The 16,322-nt window shown below is 45.8% G+C and carries 12 protein-coding genes; 4 read left to right on the top strand and 8 right to left on the bottom strand.

Annotated elements, in window-relative coordinates; translation table 11 throughout:
- Nucleotides 1-107: 107 nt before the first annotated feature.
- The gene (gene pdxR / locus KB186_RS23850; protein ID WP_173610812.1) at nucleotides 108-1,529 is read right to left on the bottom strand and encodes a MocR-like pyridoxine biosynthesis transcription factor PdxR; all 1,422 of its coding nucleotides are present in this window, start codon (nucleotides 1,527-1,529) and stop codon (nucleotides 108-110) included.
- Nucleotides 1,530-1,643: 114 nt separating this feature from the next.
- On the opposite strand from pdxR, the gene KB186_RS23855 reads away from it, so the two are divergent.
- A complete protein-coding gene (locus tag KB186_RS23855; protein ID WP_173610811.1) occupies nucleotides 1,644-2,225 on the top strand; it encodes a GNAT family N-acetyltransferase in 582 nt (193 codons plus the stop codon).
- 243 nt (nucleotides 2,226-2,468) lie between these two features.
- On the opposite strand, the gene KB186_RS23860 is transcribed toward KB186_RS23855, so the two are convergent.
- The 6 genes from KB186_RS23860 to KB186_RS23885 form a co-directional block, all read right to left on the bottom strand.
- The gene (locus KB186_RS23860; RefSeq protein WP_232774502.1) at nucleotides 2,469-3,137 is read right to left on the bottom strand and encodes a PspA/IM30 family protein; all 669 of its coding nucleotides are present in this window, start codon (nucleotides 3,135-3,137) and stop codon (nucleotides 2,469-2,471) included.
- A 1-nt stretch (nucleotide 3,138) separates the two neighbouring features.
- On the bottom strand, nucleotides 3,139-3,735 hold the full coding sequence (locus KB186_RS23865) for a hypothetical protein (RefSeq protein WP_173610809.1): 597 nt from the start codon (nucleotides 3,733-3,735) through the stop codon (nucleotides 3,139-3,141).
- A 139-nt stretch (nucleotides 3,736-3,874) separates the two neighbouring features.
- Nucleotides 3,875-5,185 (bottom strand): sensor histidine kinase, encoded by a 1,311-nt coding sequence (locus KB186_RS23870; protein ID WP_232774503.1) that lies wholly within the window; start codon nucleotides 5,183-5,185, stop codon nucleotides 3,875-3,877.
- 10 nt (nucleotides 5,186-5,195) lie between these two features.
- On the bottom strand, nucleotides 5,196-5,867 hold the full coding sequence (locus tag KB186_RS23875) for a response regulator transcription factor (RefSeq protein WP_064201164.1): 672 nt from the start codon (nucleotides 5,865-5,867) through the stop codon (nucleotides 5,196-5,198).
- 749 nt (nucleotides 5,868-6,616) lie between these two features.
- Nucleotides 6,617-8,584 (bottom strand): dynamin family protein, encoded by a 1,968-nt coding sequence (locus KB186_RS23880; RefSeq protein WP_173610807.1) that lies wholly within the window; start codon nucleotides 8,582-8,584, stop codon nucleotides 6,617-6,619.
- Nucleotides 8,581-10,251 carry a dynamin family protein gene (locus KB186_RS23885; RefSeq protein WP_232774505.1) on the bottom strand — a complete coding sequence of 557 codons (1,671 nt, stop codon included), beginning with the start codon at nucleotides 10,249-10,251 and terminating at the stop codon, nucleotides 8,581-8,583. Before KB186_RS23885 ends, KB186_RS23880 begins: the two co-directional genes overlap by 4 nt.
- A 211-nt stretch (nucleotides 10,252-10,462) precedes the next feature.
- Here KB186_RS23885 and KB186_RS23890 point away from each other — a divergent pair, with 211 nt between their 5' ends.
- Genes KB186_RS23890 through KB186_RS23900 form a run of 3 tightly spaced genes read left to right on the top strand, consistent with a single transcriptional unit; the run spans nucleotide 10,463 to nucleotide 14,369 of the window.
- Complete coding sequence (locus KB186_RS23890; protein ID WP_173610805.1) at nucleotides 10,463-12,037, top strand: spore germination protein; 1,575 nt, start codon at nucleotides 10,463-10,465, stop codon at nucleotides 12,035-12,037.
- Entirely contained in the window at nucleotides 12,038-13,144 is a 1,107-nt protein-coding gene (locus KB186_RS23895) for a GerAB/ArcD/ProY family transporter (protein WP_173610804.1), read from the top strand.
- Nucleotides 13,137-14,369 carry a Ger(x)C family spore germination protein gene (locus tag KB186_RS23900; RefSeq protein ID WP_232774506.1) on the top strand — a complete coding sequence of 411 codons (1,233 nt, stop codon included), beginning with the start codon at nucleotides 13,137-13,139 and terminating at the stop codon, nucleotides 14,367-14,369. Before KB186_RS23895 ends, KB186_RS23900 begins: the two co-directional genes overlap by 8 nt.
- A 200-nt stretch (nucleotides 14,370-14,569) precedes the next feature.
- On the opposite strand, the gene KB186_RS23905 is transcribed toward KB186_RS23900, so the two are convergent.
- A complete protein-coding gene (locus KB186_RS23905) occupies nucleotides 14,570-16,297 on the bottom strand; it encodes a DNA/RNA non-specific endonuclease (protein WP_229088132.1) in 1,728 nt (575 codons plus the stop codon).
- Nucleotides 16,298-16,322 lie beyond the last annotated feature (25 nt).

Here is a 16,322-nt window from a genome sequence, read left to right on the forward strand (position 1 = left end):
TAGCCTATGCGCTGGACAATTGCCCTGTCCCACGCCGTAGGCTGCTTTTTTCTGTTGAAACGATTTGGGACCCTCATCGGAACGAGAAGATCCGGCAAAAGCGCAGATCATAACGAAAACCAAGCTTCTGCCAAACGACTGATTCCTACCGCAATATCTTGTTCCTCCACTCCACCAAATCCAACGATGATTCGCGGCCGTGCATTCGTCGGATCATTGGCCCAGTTGTGCCCACTCGGATAAATGCGAACATCGGCCGCACGGGCCAGCTCGATCAGCTCCTTCTCCGTTCGGGAAGTATCCACCTCCAGCAAAATATGCAGCCCTGCTGACTGTCCCAATACTCGTACTTCCCGGGGCATGTACGTCTGTATCGCCCGAAGCAATGCATCGTGCTTGCGGTGATAGACGGTGCGCATTTTTCGGACATGCTTTTCCCAGTAGCCCTTTTGCATGAACAACTGCATGCTCCGCTGCAAATGGCGGGAAACCGGAGAAGGATACGCCTGAAATGCTTCCAAATAACGCCCGAGCAATTGCCTCGGAAGTACCGTATAATCCAAGCGAAGTGCTGGAGAAAATGCTTTGGAAAAATTGCCGATATAAACAACGCAACCGTCCCGATCCATTCCTTGCAAAGATGGCGTAGGGTGTACGTTGTAGCGGAATTCACCATCATAATCATTTTCGATGATGATTCCGTTCTTTCTTTTTGCCCATTGCAGCAATTGTTGGCGCTGACCGACTGGCATCACCATCCCATACGGAAATTGATGGGCAGGCGTCGTGTACACGACCGTTGCTTTGCTTTTCTCCAAGGCTTCAATGGACAGCCCCTCTTCCGCTAGCGGGATGGACACGACCTCATAGCCGTGATGGGAAAAGACAATCCGTGCATCTGCATAGCCGGGCTCCTCGATCGCAACCACACGATGCCGATCTGCCAAGAGCAGACATAAAAAGCTGAGAGCCTGCTGTAAACCCGTGCCGATGATAATTTGCTCAGGCTGACAAATGAGCGTACGTGCTCTGCGCAAATATTTACTAAGTTCTTCTCTGAGTTCCCTCTCTCCTTGATCATCCCCGTAAAAAGCAAAGTCCTCCGGATAGACATCTAGCGCCTCCAGCATGCAAGAGCGCCATGCAGCGTAAGGAAACGACTTCGTATCGATGACAGAACCGTGAAAATTGTAACGACAGGTGAGATGCTCCCCTTTTTTCTTTTTCAAGATGGACGAGTACAAGGCCATCTCCTCATCCTGATCCACTGGCTCTGACCATCTCTCGATCTCGGCAGCGTAAAAGCCACTTCGCTCCCGGCTCACAATGTATCCTTCTGCTAGCAGTTGCTGATAGGCTGCTTCAATCGTATTTTTTCCGACGCCGCTTGCTTTCATCAACTGACGGATCGACGGCATCTTGGTTCCGGATGGTATCTCTCCTGATGCAATCCGTCTGCTCAATTGCTTGTATAGCTGCTGATACAGAGGTTCTTTGCTCTGTGCATCCATGATCGGTATGTACTCCATCAGCGGCCCTCCATTCTGTCCCCATCTAATTCTCCCAAACTGTCACTATGTATAGGAGCAGTTCTCTTATACAATGATTGTACCAGATTCACCCAAACGAAAGGAGAACAAGTCATGCCTATTCATTTGCAAGGAGAAAAGGTCGTTCTGCGAGATATTCGAGCAGAAGATTTGGATACGATCTACTATTGGAAATACGAAGCAGAAGATCGTGAACATCTCAATTGGAATGGCCCCTACAAACCGCTTGATCCGTACACAAAAGAAGAGTATCGTGCCCTCCCACGCTACCAGGAGTCTCTCGCTCTCGTCGGGACAGATGCACCAAGAACCGAGCTGATCATTGAGATTGACGGCGAGCTAAAAGGAAGTGTCGGTCGCTACTGGGTATCTGAGGAGACGAACTGGTGCGAAATCGGAATCGTCATTTACGACTCCCGCTACTGGCAGAATGGCTATGGTCGGGAAGCGTTTCGGATGTGGATCGACTACTTGTTTACCCATATGGATACCGTCCGTTTAGGCATTGGTACGTGGTCTGGCAATGAACGGATGATCAAGCTGGCTGCTCACATGGGCATGGTGGAAGAAGCGCGGGTACGCAAAGCAAGGATTGTTCGTGGTGAATATTACGATGCGATTAAGATGGGGATTTTGCGGGAGGAATGGGAGATCGGAAATAAGACTTTTGAATAACGGTTGTTTTTAACATGAGCATCTTCCATCTGTATAGGAAACTCCCTATACGAGGAAACTGTATGCCCAATATGGAAGATATCACCGTCCAAAAGTCGAATGCAGAACGAAAGAGCTATGTGTTTGTTGGTGCCATTTATCATGCAGCAGCGGAAGTCTGTTCAGTCGGTTGTCGGGTACCGCAAAAAACAAACTCCCTTCTATCTGAACAAAAAAGGGAGTTTGTCTGCGTTTCACATCCTCTTATTTCACTTCTTTCGTTTTTTTCAGCTCTGCTAATTGCGCCTCCACTGTTTCTGCCAGAAGATGATCAATATATGGCTTCCTGTCGACAGCTTTCGTACCGTAAACGTATGAACTCGCAGCTACTTCAGCTTCCAGCTTCTGGACAAACTCTTCTACCCTCGCAAATCCTTTCATTGCATAGTCGCTATGAAACCCTGACAACATTTCCTGTCCTTGCTTGATAGATTTTGCAGCGTGGGCTCTGGATGTTAACACCAGCTTTTTGTATTGGAACTCTTGATAGGTGTTTTTAAGTTTATCTATTTGCTCATACAGGATCGCTGTCTGTTTTTTTGTCGCGTCATATTGATCCTGGTACAGATTGCGCTTATTTTCATGAATTACGCTTTCCTGTAGGGCAAGCTTTGCCATGTTATCTTCATTACAATCAACAGCAAGGTTGGCTTGTTTCGTGCGCTTTTCTATGTTTGCTTCTTCTTCTGCGATGAGAAGATCATATCTTTTCTCAAGAAAGAGTTGATAGGAAAGTGCGTGGTTAGCTTTTTCGATTTGCTTGTCCATGTCTCTTATATATTGATCTAACAAAGTGATTGGATTCTCTACTTTATTTAATACCTCATGCACATCTGCAACAACAATATCTCTTACCCGTTTAAAAATACCCATCTTATTTTTCCTCCTTCGACATCTGTTTTTCCCATTTATCTAAAATGGCTGAATTACTATTCTCACCTGAATATGGGGAGTGAAGTGGTACATCAACGAAAACGATATTCCCTTTACGCGGTCTGATTCGTATACATAACCAGTAAATGACGAACGCAATGACAAGTAATGGTAAAATGGGAAGAACCCCAACAAAGATCAGAAGCCAGCCTGTCCATTTTCTCCAGATACTCTCATTTGCATGTTTGCGAACAAACCAACCACTGATGACAAGACCTGCTGCAATCAGGAAGAATACCCAAACATCTGCTTGATGTTTTCGCTCACCATGTTCTCGTTTGATATCCTCTTTGTGGAATCGCCTTCCTTCAGATTTGGGTTGTAATCGCTCGGAATGTTCGCTTTGTCCTACCAATTCCTTCTCGCCTCTGTCTTGCAAGCTTACAAAGATTTGATTAACATGCGGATAAGCGAGCATCTCCTTATTCATCCAGCCTGTTGCATGTAAAGCCCGGAATCCACCAGCAAGAATGACAGCTGAAACAGTAGCAACGATCAGCCACCTCCAGATTTTCCGCTTCTTTTTTTTTTCTTTCATCCATTCTCCTCCTTTTTCGATGATGAGATGTTTTGTTTACAGGTACGATTATGGACCTCCAGTCTTAACTTTCCCTTAAGAACTACAAGAGCAGGAAAAAGAAAAAAGAGTACCAATGGAATCGGTACCCAATACTTTGTTATTTTTGATTCTTAGGGAACGTAATTTCAAAGCAAGTTCCTTCCCCTGCTTTGCTGCTGACCGTAATTTTTCCATGATGCTTGTCAATAATCCACTTGGCAATAGATAGCCCTAAACCATAGCCTTCTGCCATCGCCCTTGCTTTGTCGCTTTGGTAAAACCGCTCAAAAATGTTTGGAATTTCTTTCTCGTCCATTCCAATCCCATCATCTTTCACCTTCAGTTTAATTGTGGAGGCAGTTTGTTCACATATAAGTGAGATTTCGCCTCCTGCTTCTGTATATTTCATAGCATTGTCTAAGAAAATGAGAATCAACTGATGGACCCTTTCTTTATCTCCTGTGAAACTGACATTTACTGGCGTATGAAGAGTGATCGCTTTCTCTTGATATACAGTAATTTCTTCATAGTTAGCTACAATATCTCGCAGAACTTCATCAAGCAAAAAGGGCTGTTTCTTCATTTCCATCTGATTGGAATCAGATCTCGCTAAGGTAAGTAAATTGGTGACCAGTTTGGATAATCTTCTAGACTCATTTGAAATCATGGAAATATCAATACTTTTTTCTTGAATCGTTGCAGCAGGCGAGCGAAATAATAAATCTGTTTTTGCTTGTATGACAGCAAGTGGTGTTCTTAACTCATGAGAAGCATCTGAAACAAACTGTTGTTGTTTTGTCCAGGAATTTTGTATTGGGACCAATGCTCGACCTGCAAGAAAATAACCGGCAATCACAGAAGATACGACCCCGATACAGCTTCCGATGATAATAATGACGAGCAATCTGTCCAAAAGCTCCTGCTCTGAATTTACATTGCGGAGATACTGTACCGTTATTACCCCATTCGGGGAATGAACTTTCAAGGTTTTCACGTGAAAAGCAAAGCGCTCAACATGAATTTCCTGAATCTCTCCATCATCCAAGTGCCTTGGCTTCTTGACGAAATTCGCTTTTTGGAAGAAATCTACTCCTGGCCCAGTATTAATCAGTTCATTTTTATCATTCCAGACAAGCGTAATGACACGCGGATCATTTTCAAACAAGAATTCCTCGAGAGCCGGTCCTTTTTCAGGTCCTTTTTTTGCTCCAGCGCCAGGCTGACTCCCGGGCTTACTTCTAGGCTCATCGCTTCTTTCAGGCCTAGGCTGCGGGTTTAACTTCTCAGCTGTTTTTAACAGGGATCGATCAACATCCTTATACAATTGTACATAGGTGAAAAAGTAGATCACAGTAGCTAGCAAACCGATAAGCATTATGAAAACAACTGAATTCATAATGGTAAGGCGCATATGCGTTCGTCTGAACATATTCTTCCCCTTACTGTTCTTTTAACATATACCCAACGCCTCTAATGGTTTGAATATCTTTATGGTATCCGAAGGGCTCCAGCTTTTTTCGAAGATGATGCACAAAAACCTCAACAACTAATATTGTTGTATCTGACTCGAATCCCCATATGCGATCATAAATCTGCTCTTTTGTCAGAATGATGCCCTTGTTTTGTACGAGGTATTCCAATAATTCGTATTGTTTTAATGTCAATTTTACAGGCACCAGATCTACTAGGGTTTCCTGTTCTTTACCAACTAACTGGATGCCACGGTACTTTAAAGTATGATCAGTCGTCAAACTGCCGCTCCTTCTTAACAGCGCTCGAATGCGTGCTTTTAATTCAGCCATTTGAAAAGGCTTGGTCAGGTAATCATCTCCTCCCAACTCCAGACCTTGCACTCTATCCTCCAATGAATCCCTCGCTGTCAAGAATAATACTGGCGTTTTAATTCCCTCCTTGCGCATGCTTTCTATAATTTGAAAGCCATCCATTCTTGGTATCATCACATCTAGCACAATAGCATCATAAATATTTTGCATGGCTAGAAAGAGTGCTTCCTCCCCTTCAGATACTCCATCTACTTTAAACTCATCCACTAATATTTGAATAATCGATTCTTTCAACGGGAGATTATCTTCTACAACTAACAAACGCAACATCACTTCACCCCACATCAATACATCTATTTTCATACTGAGGATCAATTATGTCTTACAACCCTTAACTCTTCCTTAAAGTTCACATCCTCGCAACTTAAGGATTTGTTAAGTTTTCTACGCTACTATTTATCCAACTTAAAGACAGAGGTGACTTTTGTGAAAAAAAATAAAACCTTGGCTACCCGCGGTCCTTTTCGTAACGGTTATTGCAATGTTTATTCTTTATTCATTCTATACCACACCACAAAAAATGCACCAAGTTCCTCCTATCAGTGGCGGTCATCCGAATATGGCGAGCGGTGATTATCGAGATATCTTTCATTTACTTGGCCCGCTCGTCAAACATATCTTCCATTTTCATCTGTTTACAGGGTGGGCAGCATTAGTATTTAGTATATTACATTCGTACCTAAGCTTTATTGGTCTTATCTTTTTGTTCATTCATACAGGTGGTCATTTTATAATCACCGTGACCGGTACGATACTCGTCTTGATTGCGGTTTGGCTCATAGGTTTTTTCACCAGACACGCGGATCCTCACACAAAATCAACCGTCATTCATTTAGACGATCAGCTATGAGGGGAAAAAGGAGATTTGATTAATGGAACTACAAGAGGAGAATCTGATGACTCCTTTACTCCATTTAATCATGTGACATGCTCTATTTAACAACAGAAAAAAGGCAATCCCCTCGTCGTTACAAGATCCGGGAACTGCCCTTTTCATTTTTCACTCTCAAACCTCTCTATTCCAACTCAGCAGCCACACGACTCACTTTTGCAGCCAGCTCGTCGAGATCGACGTTCATCTCAAGAGCCGCAAACAGACCTGTGAAGTACTCGTTGATCTGGTCGATGACGCGATTGCGTTCACTTGCCACCAGCTCTTGGAACAGCGTAGAAAACTGCTCATCCAATTGCTTGTTTCCGATTTCTACATATCCGCTCACTGGTTCTTGCATCCGCTTCTCCAGCTCGTCACGCATTTTTGCTTTGCCATCCTGCTCGAAAAAGTCTTTCGTGTTTTTGAACAAGGAAATCGCGGAAGCAAATGCGGATTCGGCTACTGGCAGCTCGTTTGCAAAGGACAATGTTTCCACCTGTCTCTGCTGATAAGGTGCCAAGGTCAAACCTGCTGCATAACCTTGTACATCCTTTTGCCACGCCGCAACAAGCATTGTGCCCTGCTTGTTCGTGAATTTCTCCAAACGAAGGGTAGTGGCACGCAGCTCCTGCGCCAAGTCGTAGCTGATCGAACGCAGAAGATCAGTCAAGCATCCTTGCAGTGCTTGCTTCATGTTGCGTCCATCGTCCTTAATCACAGCCGGGTTAAAAGCCAGATTAAACAGCTCATTGAAACGGAAGAACAAGCGCTGGCGAACGTAGTAGAGCAGCTCCTCGCGCTCTTTTGCCAAGTCGCGTTCGAACGAAGCGGTAGACAGTGCTTCAACAGCTGACAGAGCCTGTGTCTTGGCGTTGCTTGCTGCTTCTTTGCGCAATAGACGCTCGTCTTCCCCGGACTGTGCCATACGCATGAATTCAGTCAAGGTATCATGGGCGCGACGGATTTCACCGATTGCAGCATTCACAGCAATTTGCGTCAGCTCTTCAATCGTAAAGCGGAGGAACTCTGCTTCAAACGACGCCATTCCAGAGAACTTGAATGCTTCATCTGCTGGCATTAGCGGCTCGCCTTCAGCCGTATTCGTGCGCTGGCGGTATACTTTCTCAGCAGAAGCTGCCAGCTTGCCTTTTTCATGCATACGTGCCAACAGAGCAGTCTGGCTCGATACCGGATAAATACGTGGGAGGCGAATTCCGCACGAGAGGAGGTTTTTCTCTACGTGGGTTAGGACACCCTGCAATTCTTCTTCATTCGCTGCGAGGTCACAAGCATTGACGATAAAGAACATTTTGTCCATTTCAAATGTATCCTTGACGCGACCCATTTGCAGCAAAAACTCGCGGTCAGCCTGTGCAAAGGCGTGGTTGTAATACGTCACAAACAGAACCGCATCCGCGTTTTTCATGTATTCAAACGCCACACCTGTGTGACGTGCGTTAATGGAGTCAGCACCAGGGGTATCTACCAGAACAATTCCCTGATCAGTCAGCGGACAAGAATAGAACAGCTCGATGTACTCTGCGAAACAAGCTTTTTCTTCTTTTGCCACAAACCCTTTAAACGCTTGCATATCAACCAGCAGCTCGCCGCCCAGATGAGCCGACATTTCTGGCAAGCCTTTTGTAACAGCTTTCAAAAAGGTGTAGTGAGGTTTTGCCGTTGGCGGGATTTGGGCGACGTCGATCTTGCCCAGCTCAGCCAGTGCCCCTTCGAGATCAGTAGCGGTCATACCAAAGACAGCTAAGGAACGGATCACGTCCTGCTCAATGGCTTCACGCTCTTTCATGACGACACGAACCGTGCCATGCGGATGTGTATCTGTCGGCGGCATGATTTTGTTGATAGCCGCTGTTGTCGGGTTCGGTGACACTGGCAGCACGAGATCGCCCATCAAAGCGTTCGCAAAAGACGATTTCCCTGCACTGAATGCGCCAAACAGTGCAACGGTAAAACGATTGGCAGTCAGGCGATCTGCTCGATCCAGCATCGCCTGTGCCTGTGCTTGCATCCCTGGTACAGATACGACTTCTTCACTTGCGCGTCGCAGACGCTCTGCTGCCGCAATTAGTTTGTCTCGTAGTTGATTCATGCTACCTGTTCTCCTCCACGCATAATCGCCAACAGACGACCCTTGGTTTCTTCTTCTCTCGCTGCCAGTCCAGCCAGCTTTTGATGCAGTGCTGCCAATTCACGCAATACGCCAAGACGCTCGCCTTGAGCTGCACTTTCTACACGCACTTTCTCCTTTATCATCTCGACCACTTGTGCAATGAAAGAGAGACCCACTCGTCTGTACTCCAGCTTCATCCCGCTGGAAATATCCGCACAGTAGTTCAGGACGTACTCACTCGAAGCAGCACCCTCTTTGATGTGCTTGCTCAGGAACTCTCCTGTAATCTCAATCTTGGTCGCGTGCACGCTGGCGTGATATTCTTCGCTCCGCAAATCAAACACTTGCGGCTGCTTGCCAAGCCATTCTTTGAAATGGAAGTCGAGATTTCCCGCCACTTTTTCGCGGAACTCAACGAGAAGCGCTTCTTCACGACGTGCGCGTTCTTCCTCCGTCTTCTTGCCTGCAAACAACAATCCCACCTTGAAGCCCGGCTTACGGCTCTCCAAGTAGCTTCGTGCTGCTTCGTTTGTGCTGAAATAAGTCAAACGAGCATTGTCCAAGAGTACACTCAGCTCTTTTTCCATCTGAAGTCGGGCATCCTCAGCGCGCTGCTGTAGAGCCGCTGCAGTCGCTTCCTCCTGCTCAAGCGCTTTCTCCACAGCCGCTCGATTACGACTGTCGATGCCTTCTACTTCCAGACCATCCAGCTGGGCTTCCCACTGCTGGCGTTGATCTGCCTGGCTTGTTCTTACTACTTGGATGTGTTCCTCGATCAAATGCTCGGCAGCACTGCGAACGCTCGTGCCAACCAGCTTTTCACGATCAGCGATCAACTGCGAGAGCATGCCCTTAAAATCCGCATACATGTTCTCAGGATGATCTGGCTCCGCAAGCGACGTGTAAAAAATACCATCGGGATGAATGTTCCAAGTCGCGAATGCTTCCTCGACACTTTCCTTATAACTATCGAAATCCAATTCGAAATCAATATGTTTATCGATCATGTTCACAACCAGATAGACTGGCTTTCCACGGTCCTTCAACGTCTTCGTAAAATTGAAGTTCTCTTCGGCTTGAACATGGTTATAATCCATCATGTAAATGACGACGTCCGCCAAATGCAGAGCAGATTCCGTAGCGATTTTGTGTGCGGCATCCGTTGAGTCAATGCCCGGTGTATCGAGCAAGCTGGCGTATTCGTCAAGGAATGTTCCCGGATAAGAGACCTCTACGGATTCAACCGTATCTCCGTCAACAGCAAACTGCTTGAGCTTCTCCATCTCTGTATCTGGATCAAATGTAAGGACTCCGCTGTTCATGGTGAAGACGCGAGCCGCTTTTTCTCCGCCCCGAATCTTCACGACATTCGCACTTGTCGGAATCGGATTGGACGGCAACAAGTTGACACCCAGAAGCGTGTTAATCATCGTTGATTTTCCAGCGGAAAAATGTCCGCAAAACGCAATATTCAGTTCAGCGTGTTTTGTTTTCGCGGCCAGTTGAATGAGCTTGTGCGGCGTGGTTTCGTCACCCTGCGATTTCATTACTTCTGCGAGTTCTTCCCATGTATGTGCCAGTCGGGAAAAGTCCGTTTCCCGGATCAATACTTGACTGTCAAGCACTTCTATTCCACCCTTCTCCATCGTTCCTACTCTCTCTACTTGTGCCTGTTCAAAAGAACTTCCTTTATCCTACACTCTATTCTACCATGCCGAATGTACCATAGGTCACAAATGAGTTCAATTCAAAACTATGAAAGATTTAGCATTCGCCTATTCTTCCGCATAATTTTCCTCTCATCTGGAAAAAATCGCACTAACATGATATTCGCAATCTGAACGGGAGGAACTTAAAATGATGCGCAGATTTTTGTCACAGCGTCGCAAAAAGAAAACTCCCTCTCTTATCACACAGCGTTTGCAGCAGCGAAATGATCCTGCACTTGCACTATCGACCAGTTTGCAACAAAACATGGAGACATTTAAGACTGTGCTCGGCAGCCCACACGATTTATTAATTCGTTCCTTTACGATCGGCAACACCACACATTCCTGTGCCGTGATTGCGATTGATGGATTGGCGAACTGCGATATGCTAGATGCGCAAGTCCTTGGACAAATCCAGTTGATGATCTCGACTGCTTCCAAAGTAGTACCGACTGAACCTGATGAGATTGTCCGGATGCTTTATGAGGAAGTCCTTTCTGTTGTTGAAATATCGAAAGCAACGGATTTGACAAAAATACTCGAAGGCATTCTTTCCGGGGATACAGCCATTTTTGTAGATGGAGCGACCGAAGTCATTATTATCGACAGCAAGGGATGGAAAACGCGGGCCATTGAGGAGCCTGTCTCCGAAGGCTTGGTGCGAGGTCCGCGGGATGGCTTTACGGAGAGTATCCGGGACAATACCGTCCACATTCGCAGACGCGTCAAAGACCCAAACTTGCGCTTTGAAGGGTCTATCATAGGCAGACGCAGCCGTACAGATGTGATTATCGCCTACATTGAAAACATCGTTGATCCAGAACTACTGGATGAAGTGAGACGGCGAATATCTACGATCGATGTTGACGAGATAGAAGAGTCCGGTTTTATCGAGCAATGGATTGAAGATGATTTTCTGTCGCCTTTTCCGCAGATTCATAACACAGAGCGGCCCGATAAAGTGAGTACAGCATTGTTTCAAGGCCGCATTGCGATATTGGTGGACGGCACTCCCATGGTGCTTATTTTGCCGGTGACGATTGGCTTGCTCCTCCACTCACCTGAGGATTACTACGAGCGTTGGATTGTCGGTTCATTAGCCAGGCTGTTGCGGTATTTGGCAGCATTTCTGGCCGTCTATTCGCCCGCTTTCTATATCGCTCTCGTCACTTTCCACCCCGGCTTGATCCCGTCAGATCTCGCCTTCTCGATTGCAGCCACACGTGATGGGGTTCCGTTTCCGGCATTCGTAGAAGCAATCATGATGGTGACGACGATGGAGCTGTTGCAGGAAGCGGGATTACGCTTGCCGAAGCCGATCGGCCAAACCGTCGGAATCGTTGGCGGTCTCGTCATCGGTGATGCTGCGGTTTCTGCGGGCATCGTCAGTCCAGTCATGGTCATCGTCGTCGCCCTCACTGCCATCGCTTCTTTTGCCATCCCTGCTTATCACCTTGCCATCGCCTTTCGGATGATTCGTTTTTTCGCCATGTTTATGGCGGCCATTTTTGGTATTTATGGCGTGGTGCTTAGCTTTATTGCCATCATGATTCATTTATCCAATCTGACCAGCATCGGGTACCCTTATTTGGCGCCTCTTGCTCCACAGATGCCAAGGGATTGGAAGGATATGATTTTGCGCGCACCTGTTACCTTTTTGAAAACCCGACCAGATGCCCTTCACACGAAAGATGAAAACAGAATGAGTACAGGAGGGTCGTAAGTGAGTGCAGAAACCTTGGCGGAGAAAATGATCAGCAAAAATCATATGGGGATTAATATTGCCTCAGTCACAATCGGCGTCGGCATCCTGACCTTTCCCCGCTCCTTAGCCAAGGCAACCGGAGCATTCGATGGATGGATTTCCGTCGTGATTAGCGGTCTTTGCGCGTGTCTGGTTGGCTGGCTGCTTGCCAAGCTGGCTGCTCGGTTTCCGAGACAAAGCTTCTTTGAATACAGCTCGATCATCGCAAGCAAACCGATCGCCTACATCTTGACCTTTCTCGTCTGTATTTACACGATGCTATTTGTTTCATTTGAAATCAGGGCAATCGGAAACATCGCCAAACAGTATCTGTTCTACAATACCCCGGTGGAAATGATCACGCTCTCGTTTCTCTTGATCGTTCAATATTCCGTGATTGGATCACGCATTGCCATGCTGCGGCTCAACTTGCTGTTTTTGCCTGTAGTTCTTGTCGTCATGTTCATCGTCCTGCTGTTTACTACCCAGTTGTTTGAGATCGATAATATCCGTCCCTTCTTTTCATCAGACTGGCGCTCTCTCTTGGAAGGCTCCAGAGTAGTCGGACTGTCTTATTCGGGCTTTGAGATTATCCTTTTTTACACCATGCTGATGAAAAAGCCTCAGGAAGGGGCAAAGGCCGTGACGTTAGGTCTCTCGATCCCCATTCTGCTCTACATGACCATCTACATGTTCGCCATCGGAGTATTCTCTGCGGAGGTTGCGACGAACCTGACCTATCCAACCATCGAGCTGGCAAAAGAGGTCGAAATCCCCGGCGGTTTTTTTGAGCGGGTGGAGTCCATTTTCTTCACCATCTGGATCATGACGATCTTCAACACATGTGCGATGTGGCTCGATATTACCGTGCTCAATTTATCTTCCATGTTCCACAAGGTGCGCAAAACGTTTTGGGTGCTCATTCTTTCTCCCATGATTTATTTTGTCGCGATGCTTCCGCAAAACCTGGTTGATTTCTTCGCATTTGCAGATAGCATCACTTATTTCGGAATGATCCTCGTCTATTTATGTCCGATTTTGCTGCTCCTCATCGCTGTCATACGAGGTGTAAAGGGTCATGAATAGACAGCTCACTGCTTTCTGCATCTTCCTGCTTTTATCGACTTTGCTGGCTGGATGCTGGGATCAGGTTCAAATTGAGGAACGAGGATTTGTGGTAGGCGTAGCGGTTGATAAACCTCGTACAAAAGAAGCCGAGCAGCAAGCCAAACAAGAGGCACCAGACAAACCTCAAGTAAAAGAGCGCTTTCTCGTCACCCATCAATTCGTCGTCCCCGGTGGATTGATCTCCGGCGGCCAAGGAAGCGGCGGTGGTCAAAACACAGCCAATGAGGCTTACCTCAACCTCGTATCCGAGGGAGACTCTCTTTTCGAGATTTCCCGCGAATTGGCTACCCGGACCAGCAGAACTCCGTTTTATCAGCATATGAAGATCCTGATCGTCTCCGAAGACGTTGCCCGTACGAAAAACGGTTTTGCCAGAGCACTCGATTTCTATCTACGTGATCCAGATTCCAGACGAAGCAGCAAGGTATTTATCTCAAATGGCCTCGCTAAAGAAGTACTGGAAGTCAAACCGAAAACAGAGAAGCTGCCCGCTATTTACGTCAACTCGATTGGAGAAAACGTCAAAAAAAATTCCCGCATGCTCCCAGAGGCCCGATTGGGCGATGTCCATGAGGAGCTTCTCAGTTCGTACAGTTTTGTGGTTCCGCGTATTAGACCCGAAGAGCAGGAGGTAAAATTAGCAGGCGCCGCTGTTTTTACCCATGACAATCAGTTGGTTGGTTTTCTCGGGGAAGAAGAGACGGAAGGGCTGAATTTTCTCACGGGAAAAGTTAGCGGAGGTATGGTAAAAGGCAAGTTAAAAAACAATCTTGTCTCGATGAACATCCAAGGGATCAAGCATAGCATTGAACCAGATTTACGCGATCCGCAACACATGAAATTCACGATAACTATCGAGTGTGAAGGCACATTAGCCGAGTCTTACGCCACAATGGATTCTCTGAATAACACTGCGATGGAAAAGCTTGAACAAGTGTTTGCCGAAGAAATCGAGCGAATGAGTAATGATACCATCAGGAAGGTCCATAAGCAGATGAAAGTGGATGTCATCAAGCTTGGCAACTATCTGAAGCAGCATTATTTTTCGCTTTGGAAAAAGATTCGGCGGGATTGGGAAACGGGGCAGCATCTGTATGAAAAAAGTGAAATAAAAGTTCAAGCAAAAGTCTATTTACGCAATATCGGTGCAATCAACCGTACCGAACGCCAAAACAACAGGTGATTCCATGCTCAAATTTTTAGGCGTAGTTCCTCCCTATATGACCTTCGCAGGAACGATCATGGCGTTTTTGATTCCCTATCTTTTTTTTAAAATCAATAACAAAATTCATGAGTTAGGCGATCCGCCGTGGAAGAAACGGAATAACTCCGGTTCATAAAACACCAAGCCGAAATGTACCATGTTTCGGCTTGGTGTTTATCTCATTCGATTTCAAGTTCTCGCAATGTAATATCCCCCTTCAAATATCCGTCAAATGTCTCGATTCGCCTGCAATTGTTTTTGTTCCACTCGAAGTCTCGTAAAATTTGTTCCTCACTCCGCGTTTTTCTTCTTTTCATCTTCATGTTTTTCAATCTTTCATGTGCGTCAATCGATTTTTTGACCGATTTTTCCCATTTTCTTTTATAGATAGGACGTGTTTTTTTGACGATCTTTGCATACGTCATTCTTTCCCGTCTATGATTGAGGATGACCCGTAAAACGCGGCTTTGCTTTTGGAGCAGGGCTTTGCATTCCTTCAGCAGGTCTGGGCTTGAATCTTTTGCGTTCATTTTTGTTTCAATGTCTTTCAGATGATCCTTTTCCAGTTGCAAGCTATTCAAGTCATCATCCTTCATGGAAAAGGATTCCAAATAATTTTCATTTGCATATTTCAGCTCATCGTATTCCGTCTCAATCTCAGCATCTCGCAACTCTTGGATAAAACAGCTTCTGTATCCTTCATCAACCATTTTGTCCATCACAACAGCAGGAGCTAGCTCAAAGGCTTCTGGTTGGTCTGCATCCTCCATGGCTTCAAACTCGATAAAATCTTGTCTATTTTTCTCGTACATTTTCTCGATTGCTTTTCGAATACCCGCAGACTCTACCACCAATCCGTCTTGTACACTCCCGTAGTCCGCTACCCTTTCCCGTCCTTTCCATGCTATCGGATCTTTATTTTTCGCATGATCTGACATCAAGGCTTGATGCATGGAAAAGCGAATACCTGAAACGCCCTTCGTATCTTCCAATTCACTGGACTTCTTCGTATAGTCTTTGTCTTCTCCGCGATTTACGGAATACGACAAATGGTATCTCGCCGTATAATCACTCTCCGTATAATCCAAATTACTTTCGTCCATATTTTCTGAATATTGATCATAGGAGGAATCCCCTACCGTCGGACGACCAAATTGCCCATTGTTGAGCATCTCTGCCTTTGCCTCCCATTTGAAGGGTATTCTGACAGGAAGCTGAATTTCCCACGGCTTGTCCGCGTCTATTTTTTTCAAGATCCCCAATTTTAATAGCTGATCCTGGTCTACACTGAAGTTCAATTGATCGTATTTTACTTCTACCGTGTACTCATACTTTGTTCCAATTTTCGCTTCACGAAGCATTTCCTCGATTGTATTATTATAGGATTGTTGATTATTTTTTGTATCCTGCGGGGCTACATTCCATTCTTGATCGGCTCCTTGTCCTCTGAGGATCTGATAGCCAACCAAATGACCTCCGTCGTAGCTAGCCAATAACCCGCTGATCGCGCCTTCCCGTATGAGAATCTCTTCATTTCCAAGATTTCCAATGGCTGTTACCAACTTTAAGCCTTCACGGTCATTTTTAGAGGCACTTTTTGTAATAAGAGCGGTAACAGAATGAGGACGGTCGCATGTATCTCCCAATTCTTTTTTTGTTTTGGCAAATACCTTTGCATTCAAATTTTTTTCCCCGTACACTTCCTTTAACATCCCCCAAAAAGTAGGAAGTCCTTTATCTGCTTGCACATCCGTAAACTTCCCGTCATCTCCAACGGCTTCTTCAAAATCTTCTTGTTCGAATACATCTGGATGGTCCGCTTTCATTTTATTGAGATTCTCTTGTTTGAGTTTCCTTTGGATGATTGGCATTCGAGGTTGCTTTTGATTTTGCAACAGCTGCGTCATTGCCTTGTTTCCTACTTTTTTGGCG

Origin of the sequence: Brevibacillus sp. AF8 (assembly GCF_021270385.1) — a bacterium.
Taxonomy (GTDB): Bacteria; Bacillota; Bacilli; order Brevibacillales; family Brevibacillaceae; genus Brevibacillus.